General features: G+C 62.6%; 21 protein-coding genes, 1 tRNA gene and 1 pseudogene. 13 read left to right on the forward strand and 10 right to left on the reverse strand.

What is annotated here, in order from left to right; translation table 11 throughout:
- The 5 genes from ING15_RS18355 to ING15_RS18375 form a co-directional block, all read left to right on the forward strand.
- Positions 1-812, forward strand: an 812-nt coding sequence (locus tag ING15_RS18355) for a universal stress protein (protein ID WP_206456302.1), incomplete at its 5' end; no start/stop codon positions are given.
- 157 nt (positions 813-969) lie between these two features.
- Positions 970-1,941 (forward strand): Bug family tripartite tricarboxylate transporter substrate binding protein, encoded by a 972-nt coding sequence (locus tag ING15_RS18360; RefSeq protein WP_206456303.1) that lies wholly within the window; start codon positions 970-972, stop codon positions 1,939-1,941.
- A 53-nt stretch (positions 1,942-1,994) separates the two neighbouring features.
- Positions 1,995-2,498: a tripartite tricarboxylate transporter TctB family protein gene (locus tag ING15_RS18365; RefSeq protein ID WP_206456304.1), complete on the forward strand. Its 504-nt coding sequence runs from the start codon at positions 1,995-1,997 to the stop codon at positions 2,496-2,498.
- Positions 2,499-2,544: 46 nt separating this feature from the next.
- Positions 2,545-4,068, forward strand: coding sequence for a tripartite tricarboxylate transporter permease (locus tag ING15_RS18370; protein ID WP_232845868.1), 1,524 nt, complete (start codon positions 2,545-2,547; stop codon positions 4,066-4,068).
- Between the two features lie 3 nt (positions 4,069-4,071).
- The gene (locus ING15_RS18375; protein ID WP_206456305.1) at positions 4,072-5,853 is read left to right on the forward strand and encodes a hypothetical protein; all 1,782 of its coding nucleotides are present in this window, start codon (positions 4,072-4,074) and stop codon (positions 5,851-5,853) included.
- 133 nt (positions 5,854-5,986) lie between these two features.
- Here ING15_RS18375 and ING15_RS18380 read toward each other — a convergent pair whose 3' ends face one another.
- The 7 genes from ING15_RS18380 to ING15_RS18410 form a co-directional block, all read right to left on the reverse strand.
- The gene (locus tag ING15_RS18380) at positions 5,987-7,042 is read right to left on the reverse strand and encodes a ketopantoate reductase family protein (RefSeq protein WP_206456320.1); all 1,056 of its coding nucleotides are present in this window, start codon (positions 7,040-7,042) and stop codon (positions 5,987-5,989) included.
- Between the two features lie 313 nt (positions 7,043-7,355).
- The gene (locus ING15_RS18385) at positions 7,356-8,336 is read right to left on the reverse strand and encodes an alpha/beta hydrolase (RefSeq protein WP_206456306.1); all 981 of its coding nucleotides are present in this window, start codon (positions 8,334-8,336) and stop codon (positions 7,356-7,358) included.
- Between the two features lie 91 nt (positions 8,337-8,427).
- Positions 8,428-9,366 (reverse strand): ornithine cyclodeaminase family protein, encoded by a 939-nt coding sequence (locus ING15_RS18390; protein WP_206456307.1) that lies wholly within the window; start codon positions 9,364-9,366, stop codon positions 8,428-8,430.
- Entirely contained in the window at positions 9,363-9,854 is a 492-nt protein-coding gene (locus ING15_RS18395; protein WP_332873862.1) for a GNAT family N-acetyltransferase, read from the reverse strand. Before ING15_RS18395 ends, ING15_RS18390 begins: the two co-directional genes overlap by 4 nt.
- Before the next feature lie 64 nt (positions 9,855-9,918).
- The gene (sseA, locus tag ING15_RS18400; RefSeq protein WP_206456309.1) at positions 9,919-10,764 is read right to left on the reverse strand and encodes a 3-mercaptopyruvate sulfurtransferase; all 846 of its coding nucleotides are present in this window, start codon (positions 10,762-10,764) and stop codon (positions 9,919-9,921) included.
- Between the two features lie 105 nt (positions 10,765-10,869).
- Complete coding sequence (locus ING15_RS18405) at positions 10,870-11,559, reverse strand: alanyl-tRNA editing protein (RefSeq protein ID WP_232845869.1); 690 nt, start codon at positions 11,557-11,559, stop codon at positions 10,870-10,872.
- 71 nt (positions 11,560-11,630) lie between these two features.
- Positions 11,631-12,671: a cysteine synthase A gene (locus ING15_RS18410; RefSeq protein ID WP_206456311.1), complete on the reverse strand. Its 1,041-nt coding sequence runs from the start codon at positions 12,669-12,671 to the stop codon at positions 11,631-11,633.
- Positions 12,672-13,424: 753 nt separating this feature from the next.
- Between ING15_RS18410 and ING15_RS18415 the strand changes: the two genes are divergently transcribed.
- The 5 genes from ING15_RS18415 (at position 13,425) to ING15_RS18435 (ending at position 18,137) form a co-directional block, all read left to right on the forward strand.
- Positions 13,425-14,555 carry a TRAP transporter substrate-binding protein gene (locus ING15_RS18415; protein WP_408628711.1) on the forward strand — a complete coding sequence of 377 codons (1,131 nt, stop codon included), beginning with the start codon at positions 13,425-13,427 and terminating at the stop codon, positions 14,553-14,555.
- 73 nt (positions 14,556-14,628) lie between these two features.
- Positions 14,629-15,213 carry a TRAP transporter small permease subunit gene (locus tag ING15_RS18420; RefSeq protein WP_206456312.1) on the forward strand — a complete coding sequence of 195 codons (585 nt, stop codon included), beginning with the start codon at positions 14,629-14,631 and terminating at the stop codon, positions 15,211-15,213.
- A complete protein-coding gene (locus ING15_RS18425; protein WP_206456313.1) occupies positions 15,210-16,628 on the forward strand; it encodes a TRAP transporter large permease in 1,419 nt (472 codons plus the stop codon). The genes ING15_RS18420 and ING15_RS18425 overlap by 4 nt, the downstream gene beginning before the upstream one ends.
- The gene (locus ING15_RS18430) at positions 16,618-17,970 is read left to right on the forward strand and encodes an amidase (protein ID WP_206456314.1); all 1,353 of its coding nucleotides are present in this window, start codon (positions 16,618-16,620) and stop codon (positions 17,968-17,970) included. The genes ING15_RS18425 and ING15_RS18430 overlap by 11 nt, the downstream gene beginning before the upstream one ends.
- Positions 17,967-18,137 carry a hypothetical protein gene (locus ING15_RS18435; protein ID WP_206456315.1) on the forward strand — a complete coding sequence of 57 codons (171 nt, stop codon included), beginning with the start codon at positions 17,967-17,969 and terminating at the stop codon, positions 18,135-18,137. The genes ING15_RS18430 and ING15_RS18435 overlap by 4 nt, the downstream gene beginning before the upstream one ends.
- Before the next feature lie 106 nt (positions 18,138-18,243).
- Here ING15_RS18435 and ING15_RS18440 read toward each other — a convergent pair whose 3' ends face one another.
- Entirely contained in the window at positions 18,244-19,704 is a 1,461-nt protein-coding gene (locus ING15_RS18440; RefSeq protein ID WP_206456316.1) for a cryptochrome/photolyase family protein, read from the reverse strand.
- Positions 19,705-19,855: 151 nt separating this feature from the next.
- Positions 19,856-19,931 (reverse strand) — tRNA-Asn (locus ING15_RS18445).
- Positions 19,932-20,109: 178 nt separating this feature from the next.
- Here ING15_RS18445 and ING15_RS19625 point away from each other — a divergent pair.
- Positions 20,110-20,379, forward strand: a pseudogene (locus ING15_RS19625) (hypothetical protein); the annotation flags it as partial.
- A 490-nt stretch (positions 20,380-20,869) separates the two neighbouring features.
- On the forward strand, positions 20,870-21,205 hold the full coding sequence (locus tag ING15_RS18450) for a hypothetical protein (RefSeq protein WP_206456317.1): 336 nt from the start codon (positions 20,870-20,872) through the stop codon (positions 21,203-21,205).
- A gap of 434 nt (positions 21,206-21,639) precedes the next feature.
- On the opposite strand, the gene ING15_RS18455 is transcribed toward ING15_RS18450, so the two are convergent.
- Positions 21,640-22,500, reverse strand: coding sequence for a DMT family transporter (locus ING15_RS18455; RefSeq protein ID WP_206456318.1), 861 nt, complete (start codon positions 22,498-22,500; stop codon positions 21,640-21,642).
- Between the two features lie 146 nt (positions 22,501-22,646).
- Here ING15_RS18455 and ING15_RS18460 point away from each other — a divergent pair, with 146 nt between their 5' ends.
- The gene (locus tag ING15_RS18460; RefSeq protein ID WP_232845871.1) at positions 22,647-24,047 is read left to right on the forward strand and encodes an aminotransferase-like domain-containing protein; all 1,401 of its coding nucleotides are present in this window, start codon (positions 22,647-22,649) and stop codon (positions 24,045-24,047) included.
- The last annotated feature ends 52 nt before the right edge of the window (positions 24,048-24,099 follow it).

Here is a 24,099-nt window from a genome sequence, read left to right on the forward strand (position 1 = left end):
GCGACAACGTCCTTGCTCATGCCTCCGCCCTGGCCAGACGGTTCAAGTCACACGTCGTGGTGACCCATTGTCGTCCGAGGCCACAGGACTTACTGCCCTATGGGGTCCCGGTTCCTACTTTCCTCAAGGATCAACTGCAAAAGCAGGCGATCGAATTGGCTGACCAGGTCGAGAAAAGCCTGAAAAGCGAATTTGACATGTTGGTTCAAAAGTTTGATCTGACGGTCTCCGATGAGCCGATCGCGGGAACGGCGACGGCGACTTGGGTGGAGGAAGAAGGACGCCAGGTCGAAGTGATCAAACGCCATGGCCGGTTGGTCGATCTGATCGCGGTGGCGCAGCCGGATAGGGCCGGGATGCTCGGCGTCAACAGCCTCAAGGCGGCGCTTTTTCATACGGGTCGGCCCGTTCTGTTATGCCCGCCAGCCGATACGCCGCCGGTGCAGATCGGCACGCACATCGTCATAGCCTGGAATGGCTCGACCGAGGCAGCACGAGCGGTCGCACTGAATATCGGACTTTTGGAAGACGCCAGCACCGTCACGATCCTCACCGGTGGTGAGGAGGCGTATGGAACAACATCCGAAGATCTCGCCAGCTATCTCAAGAACCGTGGGATTACAGCCAAGATCGAGCGGTTTTCGGCCCACCACAATGTCGGCAAGGAGTTGCTGGAACGCTGCCGGAAGCTCGGGGCGGACCTGATGGTCATGGGAGCCTATGGCGACAGCCATGAGAAGGAGATCATGTTCGGAGGCAACACGCAGACGATCATCGAGTCGACATCGATACCGGTGGTTCTGGTTCACTAAGGGGGAGGCTCAGTGTGGTCTTGGAAATTCCGGACCGACTGCCATCGATTGACGAAGACCCTAGAGCCTGATTTACAATAAGAACAGCCGTGTTAAACGGCGAATGTGAATATCGTGCTTGCTTATGCAAGTAAAATTTCAATGGGAGGAAGACAAAATGAATATCAATAGAAGAGTTCTCATGAGTGTCGTCGGTGCGTCTGCATTGGCTTCGACTCTGTTTACCAGCGTCGCCCATGCGTGGGAGCCGACCAAGCCGGTCGATTTCGTGATCATGGCCGGCGCCGGTGGCGGGGCGGACCAGATCGCCCGCTTCATCCAGTCGGTTGCCGAGAAGAAGAAGCTGACCGTCCGGCCTCTCGTGCCGAACAATAAAGGTGGCGGCTCCGGCGCGGAAGCGCTGATCGCTCTCAAGGGGGCCAGCGATCCGGATCATACGATCCTCGTCACGCTGAATTCCTTCTTTACGACGCCGCTGCGCCAGGAAAATCTGGGCGTCGACATCAGCACCTTCACCCCGATCGCAATGATGGGCGTCGATCCGTTCGTCCTGTGGGTCCACAAGGATTCAGGCATCACGAGTTTCGAACAATGGGTCGAGAAAGTGAAGGCCGAGGACGGGAAGTACGTGATGGGTGGAACCGGCAAGGGACAGGAAGACTCGCTTGTCATCGCCTGGATGGAGAAGAACTACGGCATCAAGATCAAGTACATCCCGTACAAGGGCGGTGGCGAGGTCGCCAAGGAGCTCGCGGGGCAGCAGATCATGGCGACCGTCAACAATCCGTCGGAAGCACGCGGCTTCTTTCAATCGGGTGACGTCGTCCCGCTGGTGGCGTTCTCCGATGAGCGCCTCCCGGCGCTGCCGGATGTTCCCACCGTCAAAGAACTCGGTAAGGACTTCAGCTACTACAACCAGCGGGCCGTGGTCGGCGCGCCGGGCATGTCGGACGAAGCAGCCGAGTATTACCGCGATCTCTTCGGGACGATCTACGACTCCGAGGAATGGCAGGGCTACATGAAGTCCGAGAGCTTGGAAGGTCTTCCCATGAATGCCGACGAGCAGAAGACATATTGGACGACGCAGGTCGATCGCCACAAGGAATTGTTGAAGGAAATGGGTGAATAAACCCAAATCCTAAAGGATCGATAGCAACGATACTAAGTCTAGGGAGAGCCGGCATGCGCCGCGCAGAAATCGTAACCGCGGGCGTGCTGGCCCTCCTTTCAATATACTTGATGTGGAAAAGTACAGAACTGGATGTCGGCTACATTCGGGGTGAAGGCCCTGGGGGGGGCGCCTGGCCATTCTGGCTGGCCGGTGTCATGCTGGTTTGCACCGGTGTCATCGCTTTCAACTGGTACCGGCGGACGTCGCCGCCGTCCCAGTCGACCGAACCCTTTCTCGACCCCTATGGGCAAAAGATGCTCGCGCTGGTGGGCGGTGGCATCATCGGGTTCGTCACGCTGGTAAACATTCTGTCGATGTACGGCGCGATGTTCGTGTTCCTCATCTACTATCTACGCTTTCTCGGGCGGCACAGCTGGGTGATGACGATGACGATCGCCACAGCGGTTCCTGTCGTCTTCTTCTTCTTCTTCGAGGCGCTTATGCGCATCACCTTGCCCAAGGGCATGGCGTTTCTCGAGCCGGTGTTCAATGCGCTGAACACGATCATCTACTGATGCGAACGGCTCAGGCAATTATCGAGCCCGCGGGGAGGCGGCAGTTATGATGGAAATTCTGGGGCTACTGGGGGACGGCTTCTGGCTGGCAATCCAGCCCGTCAATCTGATGCTGATCATTATCGGTGTCACACTGGGACTGTTCATTGGCGCGATGCCGGGTTTGGGATCGGTCAACGGCGTTGCCATCCTGCTTCCCATCACCTTCCTCGTCCCACCGGCCTCCGCCATCATCTTTCTCGCCGCGATCTATTACGGTGCCATGTATGGCGGCGCGATCAGTTCGATCACGCTGGGCATTCCGGGGGCTTCGACGGCGGTTGCAACGACCTTCGACGGACGGCCGCTGGCTCTGAAGGGCCGCGCTAGTCTGGCCCTCATCACAGCCGCGATCGCGTCTTTTGTCGGCGGCACCGTCTCGAACGTGCTGTTCACGGCCTTCGCGCCGCCGCTGGCAACCGTGGCGCTCAGCTTCGGTCCGCCAGAGATTTTCGCGCTCATGCTGCTGGCCTTTGCCACCTTCGTCGGTCTGGGCGGCGATGACATCCCCAAGACAGTCTTCTCCATCTGCATTGGACTGGTTTTCGCGGCCGTCGGTTATGATGAGATTTCGGGTGCTCCGCGTCTCGTTTTCCTCGGCATTCCGGGTTTCCTGCACGGTGTGAACTTCCTGGTTCTGGCCATCGGCGTCTATGGCATCGGCGAGATGCTCTGGACCATCGATTCCACGCGCGGCAAGATCACATCGACGATGGCGAAGATGTCGTTCCGCGGCATCAACGACGACACCAGAGAGGCGTTTCGACGGGGCTGGAAAGGTATGGGAATCGGCTCATTCCTCGGGTTCTTCGTCGGCATCCTGCCCGCCGCCGGCGCCACTCCCGGATCGCTGATGTCCTACGGTGTCGCCAAGATGTTCTCGCGCAATCCGAAGGAATTCGGGCAGGGCCATCCGGGTGGTGTCGCCGCACCGGAGGCAGCGAACAATTCCGCCTCGACCGGCGCCATGCTGCCGATGCTGACGCTCGGTATCCCCGGTTCTCCGACGACGGCCATCCTGCTCGGTGGCATGGTCATCTGGGGGCTGACTCCAGGGCCGCGCTTGTTCAGCGATCAGCCGGAATTCGTCTGGGGTCTCATTGGTTCTTTCTACGTCTCGAACTTCTTCGCGGTGGTCATCAACATCGCCTTCATCCCGCTCTTCATCTGGATGTTGCGGATGCCCTTCACCGTCTTGGCACCGATGATCTTCATCCTGTCAGTCGTGGGTGGCTATGCCGCGACACAGGACATGCACGACGTCTGGCTGATGCTGATTTTCGGCTTCGGGGCATTCTTCCTGCGCAAGCTCGATTATCCGGTGGCGCCGGCAGTGCTGGCGATCGTGCTCGGGCCGATCGCCGAACCGACTTTGCGGCAATCGCTGCTGTTCTCCTCGGGCGATCCGTCGATCTTCTTCACGCGGCCAATCGCCGGGCCGATCACGGTCATTGCCCTGATCCTGATCTTCCTGCCGCTGTTCAAGCTGATCTGGGACAAGACGCGGCGCCCGACGTCGAAGCCTGCCTGATCGATGTCGCTCACGAACAGCCCGGGGGACACGGGGGACGAATTCGGCCCCTGGAACCCCGGGCTGAGTTCGGCGATACCACAGCGTCTTTTGCCGCTGTCGACCATGTTCCGCCCGGAAAATGTCGAGACTGGTTTTAGCCAGGCGCGCGAGCTCGCCGACTTCAGCGGGCTCGATCCCAAGGACACGATTGCCTTTCGCGCGGAACGCCTGATCGTCCACGAACTGCTGATCCGAGTGACGGCAGACCTATCGGTGCCGGACGGACCCGAATACGAGGAACTGGGCATCAACATGCGCGGAATGACCGCGCGGATCTACGACGAGCATGTCCGGCCGCGGCTCCACGAGCTGAAAGCCGAGCATGAGCGCGTTGCGGGCCGGGCTCGTGGTTTCATCGCCGCCGAATTGCAACGGCTGGACGCACGGGATGCCTCGCAAGTACCGTCGGCCACGGTCGGTAAAAGAGGTCTGCTGGAAAGGTTGCTCGGTAGGGAGGGGAAGAAGACTTCCCCCAAGGCCTCACCGAATGACCGTTCTGCGCTGGATGCCGCCATCGCCCGTTGGGCGGAGATGCGGGATCCATTCGAGGCGGCCTGCGCCAATGCCCTTGCGACGGTCACTGGCGCGGTTGTTCGCACACATGGTCGGTTGCCCTTCGACAAGACGATGATTGTCGAACTGGCGAGCAATCTTTTTGTCAATGACTATGGCAGCGCGCAGCTGGGTTCCGCGCTGGATCCGATCATCGCGATGGCGTCGGAGGTCGAGGGCTATCGGTATCTGCCAATCCAGACAGAGCCGTTCGTCATGAATGTGAAGGGTGCTTCGGCCGCCGGAAAGAGCACCATCAGGCCGCACCAACGGGCCCTGGCCAAAAAGCTCGGCGTGCCATGGGAGGACTTCGCCCTCGTCAGCCCGGATTACTGGCGCAAACACCTTCTCGACTATGGTTCGCTGGGGGCCGATTACAAATATGGGGCCATGCTCACCGGCCACGAACTGGAAATCATTGACCGGAAGCTCGATCGCTATATGGCCGAAAAGGCTGATCGGGGAACGATGCCGCATCTTTTGATCGATCGTTTCCGCTTCGACAGTTTCAGAACCGGCGACAATCAGGATCGCGGCAGCAATCTGCTGACCCGGTTCGGCCATACGGTGTTCATGTTCTTCATGGTCACCCCGCCGCCGCTCACTGTGGAGCGGGCCTGGAAACGGGGACTGTCGACCGGACGGTATAAGGCCGTGGACGATCTTCTACACCACAATATCGAAGCTTATACGGGCATGCCCGCGCTGTTCTTATCTTGGGCTTTGTCGGACAAGAAGGTCCACTACGAATTTCTCGACAACGATGTGCCGAAAGGCGAGCGCCCGCGAACGATAGCCAGCGGCTGGAACCGCCGGATGAACGTCTATGATGTCGATGGCCTGCTGAACATCGAGCGGTTCAAGAAAGTAGACGTTCGCGCGTCAGGCCCCGGCGAGGTCTACCTGGAGGGGGCAGACTGTCCCGCGAAAAACCTAGAATTCCTGCGACAATGTATCGAGCGTCTGGATCAGGTTCGATTCATCAATCCCAAGACCGGCGATCGATGCGGCCTCATCGGCAAGGAGATCGGGGCGTGGTGGGACCGCGGCCTGTCATCCTGTCCGGACGAGATCTGGGACCTTCTGGAAGGGGGCGTTGTGGGCGACGCGACGCATCCTCCAGGAGATACCGCAACCGGTGGCTGGGATCTTGAGGACGAAATGAACTGCATCATCGGTCGGCTGGACTAGTGTAAACCTGCGGCGATAGGTCCCTCTCACCCCAGGTTGGCATAAACTCATCGCAAAGAAATTCGCTGGCAAGCCGCACGCTGATCTGTCTCGACCTCCTGCAAGGCGCCGAGGCGCCTTGCAGGAGGTGAAGTCACGCGGCCACCTTGACGCTGTTCGTCGCCAGTTTCCGGTCGACCGTGTCGACCGTCGCATTGAGGGCAGGGTGTTCCATTCCGAGTGACAGTCCGATCCGCTGCACCAACTTGTCGACGCGTTCGATGGTCGTGGCACCGCTGGCGACAGCCCGCGCCGCGGAGGAGGGCTTCAACAGATTTTCAGCGGCCTTGGCGTATTTTTCGAATGGCACCTGATCGTCAGGCGATGCGCCGAGACGGATGACGATCTCGTTGACGAAAGCGTAAATCTCCCGCGACAACCCGATGTCGCCATGGACCGCGTCGCGGATGGAGATGGGGTCTCCGGTGGTGATGCAACGGTAATTTCCGGTCGCCAGCATGCTCCATTTGGCGAGTGGAACATAAAGCGAGTCATGCACGCGGAGCTTGACGGGAACCTCGTGGCCGTCGAGCCGCACGGCGTCGATATCCGCCGCCAGTTCGGCCAGGAGCTGGTCATGATCGGGGTGGTCGAACCGCGCGACCTTGAAGTTGGTCGGAAGACCAACATGCAGGACGTTGGCCTTTTCTTCAGGGGGCCGGAAAGCCTGCGGATCCGGCGAGCACAGCGTCATCAGCGCGGGGTCGAACCGGTCCCAGACACGGGCATCGGTGAATGCGTCCTCGAGCTTGCTGCAGTCCAGGTCCGGCAGGCGCTTGAGGTAAGGAAGGGGCGGCATGTTCATGATCGACATGCATGGGACCGATGCCTTGGCTGTCCGGTTCAGCAAATTCCTGAGCGCGGGATCCCCGTATTGCGGCTCTTGCATGGCGAGACAGACGAGGTCGTAGTCGGCGGGATCGACCGCTTCGGGCGTTCTCGCATCCACTCGTCCGGGCAAATCGCGGGAGAACACGCTCCGATGGATGTCTTCGCCTCTCAGGCGAATGCGCACTTCGGTTCCTTCATCATTGATCAGCGCCGCCGTGGCGGCCCGGCAAAGCAGCGTGACATCATGGCCGGCCATAGCCAGTTTCGTACCCAGCAATGAGCCATATGAGGCGCCGAGGATGAGAACCTTATGAGGCATCGTGTCTACTCCCTTGTTGCCACCTGAAGTGTCACCGGCATTATCTGGTATACCTAACACCAGAACGCGGGCTGCTCCAGGCCGCTCATCTGAATATTCGTCGTTACGCGTGAGGTTGGTGGGGAAAGCGGAGGTTTGGCTCCGGCTGAGGCAAAGCTCCGCTACCCCATGCAACCATTGTGCAAGGATGATGGACGGCTATTCAGGCTAAGTAAAATTCGGAAAATTTATCTCCCCCATAAATTAAATTATGGGTGCTCGTGTCATTGCCGCTCGGCTGGTGCGCACGCGGCGCGCGTCGCGGAGGCGGTGATCACGGTGATGGCAGGGATCCGATCCAGCCGGTGATTTGGTCGGCAAGGGCGTCGGTCGTCCCGGGAGACAGAATGTCGCCGGCGATGACGTGATTCTCCGGGTCGCCGCTGGCCGGCACCAGAACGGTCTTCTTCGGGCCGCCCCAGCGCGCCAGCGCGGCCTCGGTGGCGGTCGGATCGACGATCCGGTCCTGCGGCGAGAACAGCGCGAGCGCCGGGATCGCGATGTTGGACAGATCTGCCGCCAAGGTGGCGCGGATCAGCGCGGCCATGGGGACGAGCGCGCCGATCGGGTAACGCGTCGTCCAGTTCTCGGCCTGCGCCTGGTTGGCAGGCGCAAAGCCGCGCGTGGCGCCGCCGATACGGGGTAGGATGTCGCGCGCAAAGGGTAGATCCAGAAGGAATGCCCGGCGGTTCTGCAGGCCGAAATTCGGCGAAATCAGAACCAGACCTTCGACCCGGTCCATCAGGCCCGGAATGGTGGCACCGAGCGTCGCCAGCGTGCCGCCGGTCGATGTCCCGATAACGATGACGCGGTTGCCGATCGTCCGACCGATAGCGATCGCCTCGGCGAGATCGTTGACCCAGTCGTTGACCCGCGCCTGTTCCATCGCGGCCGGATCGCGGCCGTGGCCGGTGAGGCGCGTGTAGAAGAGGTTGGCGTCGAGAGCCTTGGCGATCTTGTCGGCGAGCGGGCGCGTTTCGGCCTTCGTCGCTGAGAAGCCATGGACGTAGACGATGGCGAGCGGCGTCCTGGCGCGCGAGGCGGGAAAGGCCCAGACGATCTCCTTCTGGGCATTCGGCCGCAAATTGGGGATGTCCGCCTCGCTGCGCAGGAGATAGGCGCCGGGGTCGCCGCCGATTGCCGACGGATCGAAGCGGACCGTCGTGTCGACCGGTTCGCGCGGGGCGAGGTACCAGAAGCCGGCTGCCGCCAGTAGCAGGAGAAAACCGAGAGCGAGAGAAATGCGCAGAATCACGAGAACCGTCCATTCGCGGCGGAAGACGATCCTGCTCTACCGCGTCTGCCATCGTCGGAAAACCATTGGCCGGGAATCTGCGCATAGCGCCTCAGCCCGCGGCCTCGACAACACGGCGGATGAGGGCTCCGACCATCAGGTCGAGATGGGCGCCGCCGCCATTCTTGAAGACGGTGATGGCGTGAGGGCCGCTGCGCCCGGCCTTGCCGGCGCACAGATCAGCGAGGTCGCCGCGAATCGTACCTTCGACGATCGTCCCGGCGTCGAGCGGGATCTGAATCTCGCCGATATGTCCGATCGTCGTCCGGCGGGAGTCGACGAAGAGTTCCGAGCGCGTCAGCACCGCGTCGTCGGCCTCGCGCATGTCGGGACGAAACGCGCCGATGAGATCGACATGGGTGCCGGGCTTCAGCCACTCGCCCCTGAGGAACGGCTCGGTGGCCATGGTCGCGGTCGAGACGATGTCCGCCTCGCTGACGGCCGTAGCGAGATCGGCGGTCGCCGCGACCGAGACGCGCGAACCGGAATATTCGGCCGCGAGACGCTCGGCTTTGTCGCAGGTGCGGTTCCAGACGGTGATCTGTTCAAGATCGGGAAAGATCTCGCAATAGGCCTCGATCAGCGAATGCGCGACGGTGCCGGCGCCGCAGATCAGCAATCTGCGCGAATCCGGGCGCGCTAGCAGCCGGGCACCGAGAACCGAGTCGCCCGCCGTCTTCCATTTGGTGACGAGAATGCCGTCGACGAGGGCGACCGGCGCGCCGGTCGCGTCGTCGAATAGCAGCATTCCGCCCTGGATCGACGGAAGCGGCGGGGTCTTGCTTTGGTTCTCCGGGTAGATCGTCACGGATTTCAGCGCGATGCCGAGCCCTTCGATCCATGCGCCACGGTTGAGCAGGCTGCGGCCCGACTGCGACAACAGAAGGTCGCCGATCTCTGCCTCGGGCAGGCGGTGACCATCGGCGATCGCATCGGCGACGGACGTCCAATCGAGCAGTGGATCGGCCTCGTCGAAGCCGATGAACCTCATGTGGTTTCCTTTGCCGCAAACCGGGACGCGGTCTCGATTGCCGGCGTTTGCACCTCGCGCTTCGCATAGGGGCGGAACCCGTGCTTGCGATAGAGCGGCAGTGCCGCCGGATGGTCGAGCGTGTTGGTTTCCAGCGTCAACCGACGGGCCCCCTCGGCAAAGCCCGCGGCGATCGCCTTGGACAACAGATAATCGGCAAAGCCCCGGCCGCGGTAGGCCGGCAGGATTCCGAAATGCACGATCCGCGCTTCGCGGAGGGCGGGGCGCATCTCGATCTCGAACCAGCCGGCGACGATCTCGTCGCATAGGAGGACGAAGATGCGTGTCGAATCATTGTGGATTTCGCGACTGAGCCGTTCGTCGGGCAGCAGCCGCGAGGTCCAGTGATGGGCATCGCCGAGCGCCCGATACAGCATCCGGTAGCTGTCGAGCCGGATGTCGCGAACGCGCGTTACGGCAAGCGACTCGCCACACGGCGGAGGCGGCACTTCCGTTCGTGGCGGCTCACACATGTCCAGACTGGTCACTGTTGTCGTCAGGAGGCGCATCGTATCAGCGCCCAGTTTCGACCGGCGTATCGGCGGCCGCGCCCCACTCGGTCCAGGAGCCGTCATAGAGTGCGGACTGGCGATTGCCGAGCGATTCCAGCGCAAGGTTGATGACCGCGGCGGTGACGCCCGAGCCGCAGCTGGTCACCACCGGCGCCTGGGGATCGAGTCCGGCCTCGGCGAAGACGGCCCGCAACGCGGCTTCCGATTTCAGTCGGCCGTCTTCCGAAAGCGCCGTGAACGGCACGTTGAAGGCGCCCGGCATGTGACCGGCGCGCACCCCGGTGCGCGGCTCCGGCGCTTCGCCGGCAAAGCGGGCCGCGGGGCGGGCATCGGCGATCTGCAGGTGTCCGTTCGCCACCGCCGACTTGACCTTTTCGAGCGAGGCGACGGCGCTGCGATCGAAGGATGTCGCGAAGGTAGCGGAGTCGGGCGAAACGGCGCCGGTCTCGACCGGCAGTCCGGCCGCCCGCCAGGCCGGAAAGCCGCCGTCGAGGACGCGTACGTCTTTTGCTCCGAACGTGCGCAGCAGCCACCAGACGCGGGGAGCGGTGAACAGTCCGACACCGTCATAGACGATGATCGTGTCGGTGTTCGAGACGCCAAGGTCGCCGACGGCCGCGGCGAAGATGTCTACCGGGGGCAGCGTGTGCGGCAGCTCCGAACCGGGATCGACGATGTCATCCTGATCGAAGAAGACCGCACCGGGAATGTGTGCGGCCTCGAATTCCGCTAGACCGAAACGGTTCTGCGCCGGCAGATACCAGGAGGCGTCGATGATCGACAGGCCGGACCGTCCGAGATGTTCTGCAAGATCGGTCGGGACGATGAGAAATGGGTTCTGACTCATGGCAGGCCTCGGGGCAGGGCGCGCCGTAACGATTGGACCGGCGGCCGAGTAGACGATAATCCAGCCACTCATGGGCCGGCAAGACTGGCATAGCCGACGAGAGCTTCAGCTGGGCAGGGGACCGAAGCGAATGCGAAAGCGCCGGTTCGACTTGCCCTTCTTTTCGATCTTGCCGATGTGAATCTCGCCGACCTCGCCGGTTTCCTGCACATGGGTGCCACCGCAGGGCTGGGTATCGATCATCCCTTCATTGCCGATGCACACCAGGCGTATCCGTCCCGTACCGCGCGGTGGCTTGACGTTGGCGGATTTCACCAGTCCGGGATTGGCGTCGAGTTCGGCCTCGGTGATCCAGCGGGTGAAGACCGGATGGTTCGCGGCAACGAGGTCCATCAACTGCGCCGTCACGCCGGCCTTGTCGGCGGAGGCGTCGGGAATGTCGAAATCGATGCGGCTTTCCTCCTCGCCGACGGCGGCGCCGGTGATCGGGAACGGGCAGGCGACGGTGAGAAGATGGCAGGCGGTGTGCATCCGCATCAGCTTGTAGCGCCGCTTCCAGCCGACATGCAGGACCAGGGTCTCGCCGGGAACGGGGACCGCTACGCCTTCCTCGGCGAGCATCACCACGGTTGTCTTGTCCGGCGCGTACATCGTGTCGACGATCTTGATCTGACGCCCGTTCACGGTCTCCACGAAACCGGTGTCGCCGGGCTGGCCGCCTCCAGCGGCGAAGAAATTGGTGCGGTCGAAAACCAGGCCACGCTCACCCTCTATGTGCATCAGCGACGCTTCCATGGTCGAGAGATAGGCGTCGTCCTGATAGACGCGTTCGGTCGTGGCGGCACCGCCCGGTTCTCCCACCGCGGTCACCCGGTTGTCTCGAACGGGATATCGAACGCCGGCTTCTTCTCGATCCATTCGGGCACCGGCAGGTCCTTGGAGCGCAGGAAGTCCGGGTTGAACAGCTTCGATTGATAGCGATTGCCGTAGTCGCAGAGGATGGTCACGATGGTGTGGCCGGGTCCCATCTCTTTCGCCATTCGGACCGCGCCGGCGATGTTGATGCCGGACGAGCCGCCGAGGCACAGACCTTCCTGCATCACCAGGTCGAAGATGATCCTCAACGCCTCGTCATCGGGGATCTGAAAGGCGAAATCCGGCGTGTAGCCTTCCAGATTGGCGGTCACGCGGCCCTGGCCGATGCCCTCGGTGATCGAGGAGCCTTCCGACTTCAACTCGCCATGGGCGTACCAGTTATAGAGCGCGGCGCCCATCGGGTCGGCAATGCCGGTCTTGATCTGTCCCGAGCGGCGCTTCAGCCCCTTGGCGACACCGGCCAGCGTGCCGCCTGTGCCAACGGCACAGACAAAACCATCGACCTCGCCCGCCGTCTGGTGCCAGATTTCCTCGGCGGTGGTCACGACGTGACCTTCGCGGTTGGCGACATTGTCGAACTGGTTGGCCCAGATCGCACCGGCCGGATGAGTTTTCGCCAGCTGCTCGGCGAGGCGGCCCGACAGTTTCACGTAGTTGTTCGGATTCTTGTAGGGAACCGCCGGCACCTCGACCAGCTCGGCACCCATCAGGCGCAGCGCATCCTTCTTTTCCTCGCTCTGGGTCTCGGGAATGACGATCACGGTGCGATATCCGAGCGCGTCGGCAACCAGCGAAAGGCCGATGCCGGTATTGCCCGCAGTGCCCTCGACGATGATGCCGCCGGGCTTCAACAGGCCTTTTTCCTCGGCGTCGCGGACGATGAACAGGCCGGCGCGGTCCTTGACCGACTGTCCGGGGTTCAGGAACTCCGCCTTGCCGTAAATTTCGCACCCGGTTTCGTCGGACGCCTTGTGAAGCCGAATGAGCGGCGTGTTGCCAATGGCATCGAGAACGGAATTGTATCGGGACATGAGGCGAAGGACTCGAAAAGCGCGGGACAGGGTTCGAGCGAACCTATGGCCGCCAGGCGGGGGAGGCAAGGCGATCCTTGCCAAGCGGCCGCGTTGTTCCTTCGTGACGGCCGCGATGGGGCGGATTGGAGGACGGTGGCCTGGTTGAACTCTGCCAGCAAGGGGGCAAGTTTGGCGATGTCGCTATGTTGCGGATGGTCATTCGCCAAGCGCTCCGCATGCGACACAAAACAAGGTGGTCATCGGGCATTCCGCCGTACACTGAGGGCAGGCGACGGACCGCGGCACCCCGCAATCGAGCAGAAACGATTGCTGGGCAGATTTTGCGCAGTGCAGCCCGGGCAACGCGTCGGCGTCCGCCTCGATGCGGCCGCGACGACATGAACCGGAGGCAGCGAACCGCTATCGAGGCTCCTTGCCGGTATCGCGAAGAACCACGCTGTCGCGCGCCGTAAAACTATTGGACAACGATCGGATTAAAGCACCGACTCGCATCTTCCGCCACTTTGTCGACGTTGCCCAGATTGTGACCATAATACAGCCTTTTCCGGGCCGATGCCGGCCAAACAAGTGTGTGGCATTAGGCTTTAGTCGTATTCAGATCGCCCTGTCGCTTCTTGCCAAGCAGGGGTGCGTCCATGATAGTAGCCGAGGCCGCCGGGAGGGATCGGTTCGCCACAATGCATCGGCTTGTGTGTGAACCAAGTTCCGCAAGACCGGGTGCGAATTTTTGGGAGGAATCACGTGACAGATATTCAATCCAAGGCCGTCAATCGCCGCTCGTTTCTGAAGAAGAGCGTCATCGGCGGCGGAGCGGCAGCCGCGGCGACCGCGCTCGCGACGCCGGCCGTCCTGGCCCAGTCGCCGCTGGTCGTAAAGATGCAGACGTCTTGGCCGGCATCCGACATCTGGATGGACATGGCCAAGCAGTATGTCGACCGCGTGGAGTCGATGTCCGGCGGCCGTATCAAGATCGATCTTCTCCCCGCAGGCGCCGTCGTCGCGGCCTTCCAGGTGATGGACGCGGTCAATGACGGTGTGCTGGACGCGGCGCATTCGGTGTCGGCCTACTGGTACGGCAAGAACAAGGCGGCATCGCTGTTTGGAACCGGACCGGTGTTCGGCGGCAATCCGACCACCATGCTGTCGTGGTTCTACCAGGGTGGCGGGCGCGAGCTTTATCGCGAGTTGACCCAGGACACGATGGGACTCAACGTCGTCGGCCTGCTCGGCTTCCCGATGCCGGCCCAGCCGTTCGGTTGGTTCAAGGAGCCGGTCAACAGTGTCGCCGATATCAAGGGCTTCAAGTACCGGACCGTCGGCCTTGCCGCCGATCTGATGCAGTCCATGGGAATGAGTGTCGCGCAGCTTCCGGGCGGCGAGATCGTGCCGGCGATGGAGCGCGGCGTGATCGATGCGTTCGAGTTCAACAACCCGTCGTCCGATATGCGTTTCGGCGCCCAGGACGTGGCCAAAAACTATTATCTCGGTTCCTATCACCAGGCGAGTGAGGCCTTCGAGTTCCTCTTCAACAAGGACTTCATGGACGATCTCGACGACGATCTGCGGGCGATCATGGAATATAGCGTCGAGGCGGCCTCGACGGCCAACACAGCCTTCGCGCTCGACAATTATTCCTCCGATCTGCAGAAACTGCAGGACGAGGACGGTGTGACCGTGCGACAGACGCCGCAGGACATTCTGCAGGCGGAACTGGAAGCCTGGAGCACGATGATCGTTTCGCTGGAAGAGGATCCGTTCATCAAGAAGGTGCTCGACAGCCAGCGCGCCTGGGTGGAGCGCGTAACCTATTACGAGCTGCTGAACGCGCCGGACTACCGCTTGGCCTACGAGCACTTCTTCCCCGGCAAACTGCCGAGCTGATACCCCGACGCAGAACAATCCCGTGCCCGGCGGCCATTTCCGCCGGGCCTTTCTGTAACTGGATCGGGACTCCATGGTTACTTTCATCCGCTTTGCCGATTCGTTGTCAGCGGCCTTCGGCAAGGCCTTCGCCTGGCTGATCATCCTGATGACGTTCGGCACGAGTTACGAAGTGTTCGTGCGATACGTGTTGAACGATCCGACGCCCTGGGCCTTCGACGTTTCCTTCATCATGTACGGAACGTTGTTCATGATGGGTGGTGCCTATACGCTGTCGCGCGGCGGTCACGTCCGTGGCGACTTCCTCTACCGGCTCTGGAAGCCGAAGACCCAGGCGACCGTCGATCTCATCCTCTACCTCTTCTTCTTCTTTCCCGGCGTTACCGCCCTGGTCGTCACCGGCTGGAAATATGCCGCGCGCTCCGTCGGTTACGGCGAGGTCAGCGTGAACAGCCCGGCCGGCATTCCGATCTTCCAGTTCAAGGCGGTCATGGTCGCGGCCGGAATCCTTCTCTTCATTCAGGGCATCGCGGAGATCTTCCGCTGTATCGAGTGCATCCGCACCGGATATTGGCTCCGCGCCCATGAGGACGTCCAGGAGACCGAGGACGCGATTCTCAACAAGGCCACTGCCGCCGAAAGCGACGCTCATCCATGACCGATCCCCAACTCGCCCTCACGATGCTGGGGCTCTTCATTTTCCTGGTCTTTCTCGGATTTCCGATCGCTTTCACCTTGATGGCTATGGGAATCGGCTTCGGCTATTACGCCTATTTCGACGCCGACCGTATGTGGCGCAGCTTCAATCGTCTCGACGAACTCGCCGGCACATGGGACAGCTTCAGTCTCTGGCTCGACGGGTTCTTCAACAACCGCATCTTCGACCTCTTCATCAACCAGACCTATACGGTGATGAGCAACGAGGTACTGACCGCCGTCCCGCTGTTCCTTTTCATGGGCTATGTTGTCGAGCGGGCCAATATCGTCGACCGGCTCTTCACGACGCTGAACATCGCCTCGAAGAATGTTCCCGGTTCGCTGGGCGTCGCCGCCCTGATCACCTGCGCGCTGTTTGCCACGGCAACCGGCATCGTCGGCGCGGTAGTGACCTTGATGGGCCTACTGGCGCTGCCGGCCATGTTGAAGGCGCGCTACGACACGTCGTTCGCCGCGGGCATCATCTGCGCCGGCGGAACGCTCGGCATCCTCATTCCGCCCTCGATCATGCTGATCGTCTACGCGGCGGCCTCCGGCACCTCCATCGTTCGGCTCTACGCCGGCGCGTTGCTGCCCGGCTTCCTGCTGGTCGGTCTGTACCTCGTCTACGTGGTCGGCCGGTCCATCCTGCAACCTTCCGCCGCTCCGAAACCGACCGCCGAGGAGGTTCCTGACGTCCCCGCGCTGCGTCTGATCGTCATGATCGTGACGTCCTTCCTGCCACTGGCCGTCCTGATCCTCTCCGTTCTCGGCTCGATCCTGTTCGGCCTCGCCACGCCGACGGAAGCCGCGGCCATCGGCGCCCTCGGCGGCTTGCTGCTCGCCGTTTCCTACCGCGCCCTGACGTTCCAGCGACTGCGGGAGTCGGTCTATCTCACTGTCCGAACCACCGCGATGGTGTGTTGGCTCTTTGTCGGCTCCTACACATTTTCCTCGGTCTTTTCCTATCTTGGCGGTGAGACGGTCATCTCGGAATTCGTCCGGGGGCTGGATCTGAGCCCGCTGGAATTCCTGCTGCTGGCGCAGTTGATCATCTTCCTACTGGGCTGGCCGCTGGAATGGTCGGAAATCATCATCATCTTCGTACCGATCTTCTTGCCGCTGCTGGACATGTTCGGGATCGACCCACTCTTCTTCGGCATCCTAGTGGCGCTGAATCTGCAGACGTCGTTCCTCACTCCTCCGATGGCGATGAGCGCTTATTACCTGAAGGGGATCGCTCCGCCGGAGGTGAAGCTGACGCAGATCTTTGCGGGCATCATGCCGTTCCTGTTCATGGTCTTCCTCTCCATGGCAGTCGTCTACATTTTCCCGCAGATCGTCTACTATCTACCGAACGCCTTCTATGGGAATTGATCCAGAGATCCTCACGCTTCCGGTCGCTGGATTGGCGGCTCGCCTGGCAAGCGGGGCGCTCCGCGCCTGCGATCTTGCGGAGGCGTCGCTCATGCGGATCGCGGCGCGCGAGGAGGCGGTGGGCGCTTTCGCGTGGTTCGACGCCGAGTTTGTGCGCCGGCAGGCAAGGATCCTCGACGAATGGCGGGGCAGGGGGCGAGCTCTCGGGCCTCTCCATGGCGTGCCTGTCGCCGTGGCGGACACGATCGACACAGCGCGCGTTTCTACCCGCAATGGCACGCCAGCCGACGCGGGACGCGTGCCCGAGGCCGACGCCGCCATCATGGAGCGGTTGCGCGGGGCCGGCGCGTTGCTCATCGGTAAGACGGAAACGGCGGAGCTCGGCTATCGCCATCCGCCGAGGACGCACAACCCGGTCAACACGGCGCACACGCCGGGGGGTGCCTCCTCCGGCTCGGCGGCGGCCGTCGGTGCGGGCATGGTGCCGCTCGCGGTTGGCGTGGAGGGCGGCGGATCGGTCATTGGCCCGGGGGCCTATTGCGGCGCAGTCGGCTACAAGCCGAGCTTCGGATCGGTCCCGCGACGCGGCACGCTGGCCCTTGCCCCCAGTCTCGATTCGCACGGCGTTTTCGCTGCTGATGTGGAGAGCGCGGCGATGCTCGCCGAGGCGCTGTTCGGATATGATGCCGCTGATCCCGCAACATCGCCTGCGCCGCATCCACGCCTTCTCGACGCGGCGCGCTCCACGCCGCCGGTGAGGCCGACCTTCGCCTTCGTGCGCACGCCCTTCTGGGACCAGGCGGACGACGTCATGCAGGCGGCGCTCGAAGAACTGGCCGCGCATCTCGCCGAGCGCTGCTTCCAGGCCGAGCTGCCGGCGATTTTCGCCGAATGCGGCATCCATTTCGAGCGCGTTCTGGAGGCTGAGATGGCCCGCAGTTTCGTTGGCTATGGTCAGCGTCACGGCGAGCTTCTCAGCGAGTCACTGCGCGAGACGTTGGAGCGCGGCGGGGCCATCCTGGCACGCGACTATCTTGCCGCGAAGGATTGGCAGAGCGTCTACCGTGCTGGGATCATGGCCATTCTGGACCGATGCGACGCAATTCTGACGCCTGCGACGCCAGGACCGGCGCCCGAAGGGCTCGACAATGTCGGGTCACCGGTTTTCACTCGCCTTTGGACGTTTGCCGGACTGCCGACAATCACGCTGCCGCTGCTGGAGGCGGAGAACGGTCTCCCAATGGGCGTGCAACTGGTCGGGCGCCTGGGAGAGGATGCACGTCTGTTGCGCACAGCCCATTGGCTGGAACAGACAATGCTTAGAGAAGGAACGCCCGAATGACCTTGACCGAACGCCTAATGTCCGTCGTTGCCTTCGCGCTGCTCGTTGTCTTCCTGGGGGTGCTGATCGTCTACGTTCCCCGCGTCGACCTGGGTGTGGTGCTTTTGGTGACCATCATGCTTTGCGCCTACGACCTGTTCTGGCACAAGGCGCCCACGCACGACTGACGCACGGCGCGAGAAACGGTTTTTTCCGGAGCCAGCCTCAACGACATCCCGCCGAGCTGACCCGGTGTCGGAACCGCGCCGCCGGCGGTTCGGCGGGATCGCCAAATTATCCTCGTGTCTCGCCGTAAGCCGTCAGTGCGCGTTCGCGTGCCCGGCTGTGGTCGACGATCGGCTTTGGATAGGTTTCCCCGAGCCGGACGCCCGCCTTTGCCAGTGTCTCGGCAGTCGCGTTCCACGGGGCGTGGATCGCCTTCTCCGGCAGTTCGGCGAGTTCCGGCACGAACCGGCGGAGATAGGTGCCGTCGGGATCGAACTTCTCGCTCTGGGTGACGGGATTGAAGATGCGGAAGAACGGCTGCGCGTCGGCGCCGGAGCCGGCTACCCACTGCCATTGTGCGGGGTTCGAGGCTACATCGCCATCGACCAGCGTATCCCAGAACCAGCGCTCGCCGTCGCGCCAGTCAATCAAGAGGTCCTTGGTCAGAAACGAGCCGACGATCATCCGCACCCGATTGTGCATCCATCCCGTCTGCCAGAGCTGGCGCATCCCGGCATCGACGATGGGGTAGCCAGTCAAGCCGCGTTGCCAGGCCCGAAGCTCGGCTTGTGAACGCCGCCACGGGAATGCATCGAAGCGCTTGTTGATGTTGGTCGTGGCGAGGTTGTCGCAGTGATGGAGCAGGTGGGCATTGAAGTCGCGCCAGACCAGTTCCTTCTTGAACGTGCGGATCGCATCGTCCGGGATCGATTTGCGGCGTGTCGCACAGGTCTGAGTCGTATGCCAGATCCGGTAGGGCGAGATTTCGCCCCAGCGAAGATGCGGTGACAGACCGGATGTGCATTCCGCGGAAGGATTGTCGCGCGCTTCATGATAGCTGGCTAGTTGGTTGTCGCAGAACGTCTCCAGGCGTTCCAGCGCGGCCTTCTCGCCGGGCGTCCAAGCCTCGGCGATGCCTCCCGACCAATCCGGCTTTGTCGGCAGAAGCGCCCAGTCGGCGAGATTGTCGGATTGCGGAAAATCCTCCGGCTGCTTGAAGCAGGCCGGCGCATCGATCGGATCGCGTGGTTCGGCCGCCGAGAGCTTCTTCCAGAATGGCGTATAGACCTTGTAGTAGCCGCCGGTGGTCGTTCGGACCCGGTTCGGCTCGTGCAGGATGTTGGCGGTGAAATGTTGGATATCGAAAGTCTTGCCCGAAGCCTCCGCGATCATGTCGTCGACGGCGCGGCCGGCCGGATCGTAGCGTCGGTTGAAATAAAGCGCCGTGGCGCCGACGGCCGAGACGATGTCGAGAACCTCGCTCTTCGCCGCGCCGCGCCGGAGCGTCAGTTGGGAGCCCTTGCCGCGCAGGCTGCGGGCGAAGGCGTCCAGGCTGTGATGTAGCCACCAGCGGTGAGCGCCACCAAGCGCGCGGATGCCGTCGGATGTCTCGTCGAGCAGGTAGAGCGGTACCACCGGCCGGCCGGTGTCGGCCGCCGCGGCGAGTGCCGGATTGTCGTCGAGGCGCAGATCGTCCCGCAGCCAGACGACGATCGGATCGCCGTTGGTTTTTGAGATGTTGTCGTCCATGCGGGCGTCCGATCGTTGCCGACGGCCGATAGCTGGCGCGGCATGGCCCAGCGGCGAGGTGGGTGCGACGAAATATCGGGAGAGCGGGATGGTTCAGGCGACGCCGAAAAAAGAGGGCCGCCGGTGCGACACCGGCGGCCCTCTTGAAAACTGGCTCCCCGAGCAGGGCTCGAACCTGCGACAATTCGATTAACAGTCGAACGCTCTACCAACTGAGCTATCGGGGAATGACGCGTCAGGCGCGTTAGCGTGCCTATAGCAAAACGATGATGCTCTTGCCAAGCCGCGAGTTGATGAAAATTCCCCGATACCGGCGCGAATGGCGAAAATGGCTTTGTTCCGGTCGGTGGCGGATCCATTTAAAAGGCAGACTGCAACACCGACGAGAACCACGGCGATACTCGGATGGACGATCAGGAGACGGAGCCCGGCGAACGGCCGCGAGCAGGGAGGCAACGAATTTCCGTCTTCGGGCGGGTGTTGCCTCTGCCCGCGAGCCGCTCCTGGCGACTTGCCCTCGGCAGCGCTCTGGTGGGAGGAGGAATTCTCGGGTTCCTGCCGATTCTCGGTTTCTGGATGATCCCGCTCGGGCTTCTGGTCCTGTCGGTTGATCTCATTTTCGTGCGCCGCTGGCGCCGCCGGACAACCGTAAAATGGGGCCGATCGCGTCGCCCGCGCCGTCCGGGAGGGACTGCCGGCAAGCCGGTGCGAGAGCCCGATAGCTATCCCCGGACCCGGGACGACGATCCCCAACGCCCAGCTGGGATGCCGGGCGTCGACCAGGGATAGTGAATACCGCTAACGTCCTTGCGGGGCGGGCAACGCCGTCGCGGGTCTCGATGCGCTGGCGACGGGCCGCTTGGTGCGGGTGCTTCCCGCCTACGACGCCGGCGAGAGCATGATGCGTGTTCTGTTCACGTCGCGGCGGGGCATGTTGCCGGCCGTTCGAGTCTTGGTGAATTATCTGATAGCGGAACTGCCCCCCTTGATGCGGACGACGCAAGAGCCGGCGTGGATGCCTACGACGTAGGAGTCTGACGAACATGCACTCGGCGTTGGGACGCTGCAGATGGACGTGCCTGCGGTCGATCGCTCGCTTTGAACGCCGCTTTGAACGGTGTTTCTCGGCGCATGCGGCATCGCTGCGGATTTCCTGGGAACCAGAATGTCGCATTGGCACTTATGCCCCAAAGAAAACATATTGCAGGTGGCGCACATGCTTACAAAGACCGGAACCACGCTCTTGGCCTTAACCTTCGGCTCGCTGACCCTGCCGGCTTACGGCCAGGATGCCGCCGGGTTGGCGCAATTCGATGCGCCGGTCGAGATGGCTTCGCTGGATGTCGGTTCGCAGACGCAAAGTCGCGAGTCATATATTCCGGTCCCGATGCCCCGGCCTGAGATCACCGAGGCGATCCCAGCGGCTCAACCCACGCAGGAAATCCGGCGGACGGCGAGCGGCATCCGTATCGTAGGGCCTCGTTTCTTCGTCTCCGAATAGGGTCGGTTGTTCGAGTTGCGCCGGTTGGCTGCGGATGACGTCGCTCATAGCCCCGAGAAGGTGCGGCTCGCACGTTTTCGTGATGCAATAATTCACTCCGCGTCAGCGCGCGGAGCGGAATACGAGGGTCCGCCCATCCCGGTTTGAGCAAGGGACGGGCGTAAAGCTCGGAAGCCGGTTTGCTGGCGGCTACTTGGCGGAAAGCATCGACCAGGGCCAGCCGCTGGAATTACTTGCCCGCACCAAATGTCTTTGATCGTTTTTTCGGCTTTGCCGGGGTTGAGTCTAAACCCCGGTCCGCACGCACATGTGGACCGTCGGCCTTAGTCGGTCGCCGTTTTCGCAACGTCTCGCCGAACTCAGGTCCGAAGGTTTCGTCGCGAGTCGCGGACCATCTCTGCGCCAGGCAACCTCGAGGTCCAGCCCTACCGAGTCTAAGCGAAATGCTTCGCGCCGGCGACACATAGTACGACCAGCGCCGTCACTGCGATCATCGTCCAAGCGACCGGTTCGCCGAGCATCAATGCGGCGAGGGCTAAACCAAAGAACGGCTGGAGCAGTTGGAGTTGCCCAACGCCCGCGATACCGCCAAGGGCAAGGCCCCGATACCAGAACACGAAGCCGACGAGCATGCTGAACACCGAGACATAGGCGAGCCCGATCCAGGCAGGAACGCCGATTCCGGTCCAGATGGCCGGAAGGGTCGACACCGCGATCACCGCCATGACCGGAAGCGCCACGACCAGTGCCCAAGAGATCACTTGCCATCCTCCGAGACGGCGCGAAAGCGTGGCTCCCTCCGCGTAGCCGAGGCCACAAAGGACGATCGCCGCGACCATCAGAAGATCGCCGGTGAGCGACCCGCGTCCGCTCCGCGACAACGCAAAGCCCGCGACGGACAGAGCGCCAACGATCGAGAACAGCCAGAACGCCGGCTTTGGTCTTTCGCCGCCTCGCAACACGCCGAAGATCGCGGTCGCAAGCGGCAGCAGGCCGATGAAGACGATCGCGTGGGCCGCTGTGATATGCTGGAGGGCGAGAGCCGTCAGCAAGGGAAAGCCGATGACGACGCCGATGGCCACGATGACAAGAGGAACGAAGTCACTGGCGGCCGGGCGTTTCTCCCGAAATGCCAGCAGGAGGGCTGCACCAAGGAGCGCTGCGATTACCGCGCGCGCGGATGTCAGGAACAGCGGTGTGAAACCGCCGACGGCGACCCGGGTCGCCGGCAGCGAGCCGCTGAAGACAAGGATTCCGAGGAGGCCGCTGCCCCACCCTTGCGATGTCCGCTGCATGGTGATCTCCGTTTCCGTTTCGCTTACTCGGCGATAGCGCGAGCTGAACTGGCAGGAACAGCGACAGTCCAGTACGGTATGGCCGAACTGTATGGATCAAAGGAACCGCACACTTGGCATCGCGCAAGACGAGAGTTGGCGGGTCGATGACGCGCACGGGCGAGATCATGGACGAAATCAGCAGGCGCATGGCCGCCCGGACGCTGACGGCGGGCGAGAAGCTTCCTTCGATCCGCGGCTTTGCCGCTGCCATGCGCGTCTCGCCGTCGACAGTCGTGGAGGCCTACGACCGCCTTGCGGCCGAAGGGTTGATACGGTCGCGGCCGGGATCGGGGTATTACGTCGCTGGCGCGCTGCCACCCCTGGCGCTCGCGGAGGTTGAGCCGCGCCTTGATCGCGCGATCGATCCGTTCTGGGTGTCGCGCCAGTCGCTTGACGCCGGCCCCGACATGCTTCGGCCAGGATGTGGCTGGTTGCCGGCGGACTGGCTGCCGACCGCCGCGATCCGCCGCGCCATTCGCAATCTCGCCAAGGCCGAGGATGTCGTGTTGGTCGATTACGGCGCGACCCGCGGTTCGCTCCCCCTGCGCCGGCTGCTTGCGCGGCAATTCGCGGCGGAGGGGATCGATGCGGGTGCCGACCAGATCCTTCTGACTGCTTCCGGCACGCAGGCGATCGACCTTCTCTGCCGCTTTCTCCTCCAGCCTGGCGACGCGGTCCTCGTCGACGACCCCTGCTATTTCAACTTTCAGGCTCTGCTGCGCGCCCACCGCGTGAAGATCGTTGGCGTGCCCTACACGCCAACAGGGCCAGACACGGCGCTCTTCGTCGAGGCCGTCAAGGAGCATCGTCCTCGCCTCTACATCACCAATTCGGCGATCCACAATCCGACGGGCGCATCCCTTTCACCGCAGAAGGCGCACAAGATTCTGGCCGCGGCGGCCGAACACGATCTGACGGTCATCGAGGACGACATTTTCGCGGACTTCGAGCCTGAACCCTCGCCGAGGTTCGCCGCGCTCGACGGGCTCTCTCGCGTCATCCGAATCGGCAGCTTCTCAAAGACGCTGTCAGCCTCGATCCGATGTGGCTACATCGCCGCGCGGCGCGACTGGATCGAGGGGCTGATCGACCTGCAGGTGGCGACGAATTTCGGCGGCCCCAGCCCGGCGGCGTCCGAACTCGTCCTCGGCACCTTGAGCGACGGTAGCTATCGTAAGCATCTGAACGGGCTTCGCGACCGATTGGCCAAGCGCCGCAAGGAAATCGCCGCGGCGCTGGAGGCCCTCGGCATCCGACCATGGACCCTACCGCGGGGCGGTTTCTATCTCTGGTGCCGTCTGCCGGACGAACAGAACGCGGCGGATCTTGCCAAGGCTGCACTTCGCGAGCGGATCGTCCTGGCCCCCGGCAACGTCTTCAGCGTCACTTTGTCCGTGCCAGACCTGATGCGTTTCAACGTCGCGCAGATGGATCTGGAGGTTATCGAGCTTCTCAAGCGCGCGATGGGAGAAGCAGACGCTGGGTCACGGAACCGTCGTCCTTAAAAAAGCGTCTCATGATGCGCTCGCCTATCGACCAGGGTTGCGCGCGTTAATG

Source organism: Aurantimonas marina (assembly GCF_017183135.1).
Lineage (GTDB): Bacteria > Pseudomonadota > Alphaproteobacteria > Rhizobiales > Rhizobiaceae > Aurantimonas > Aurantimonas marina.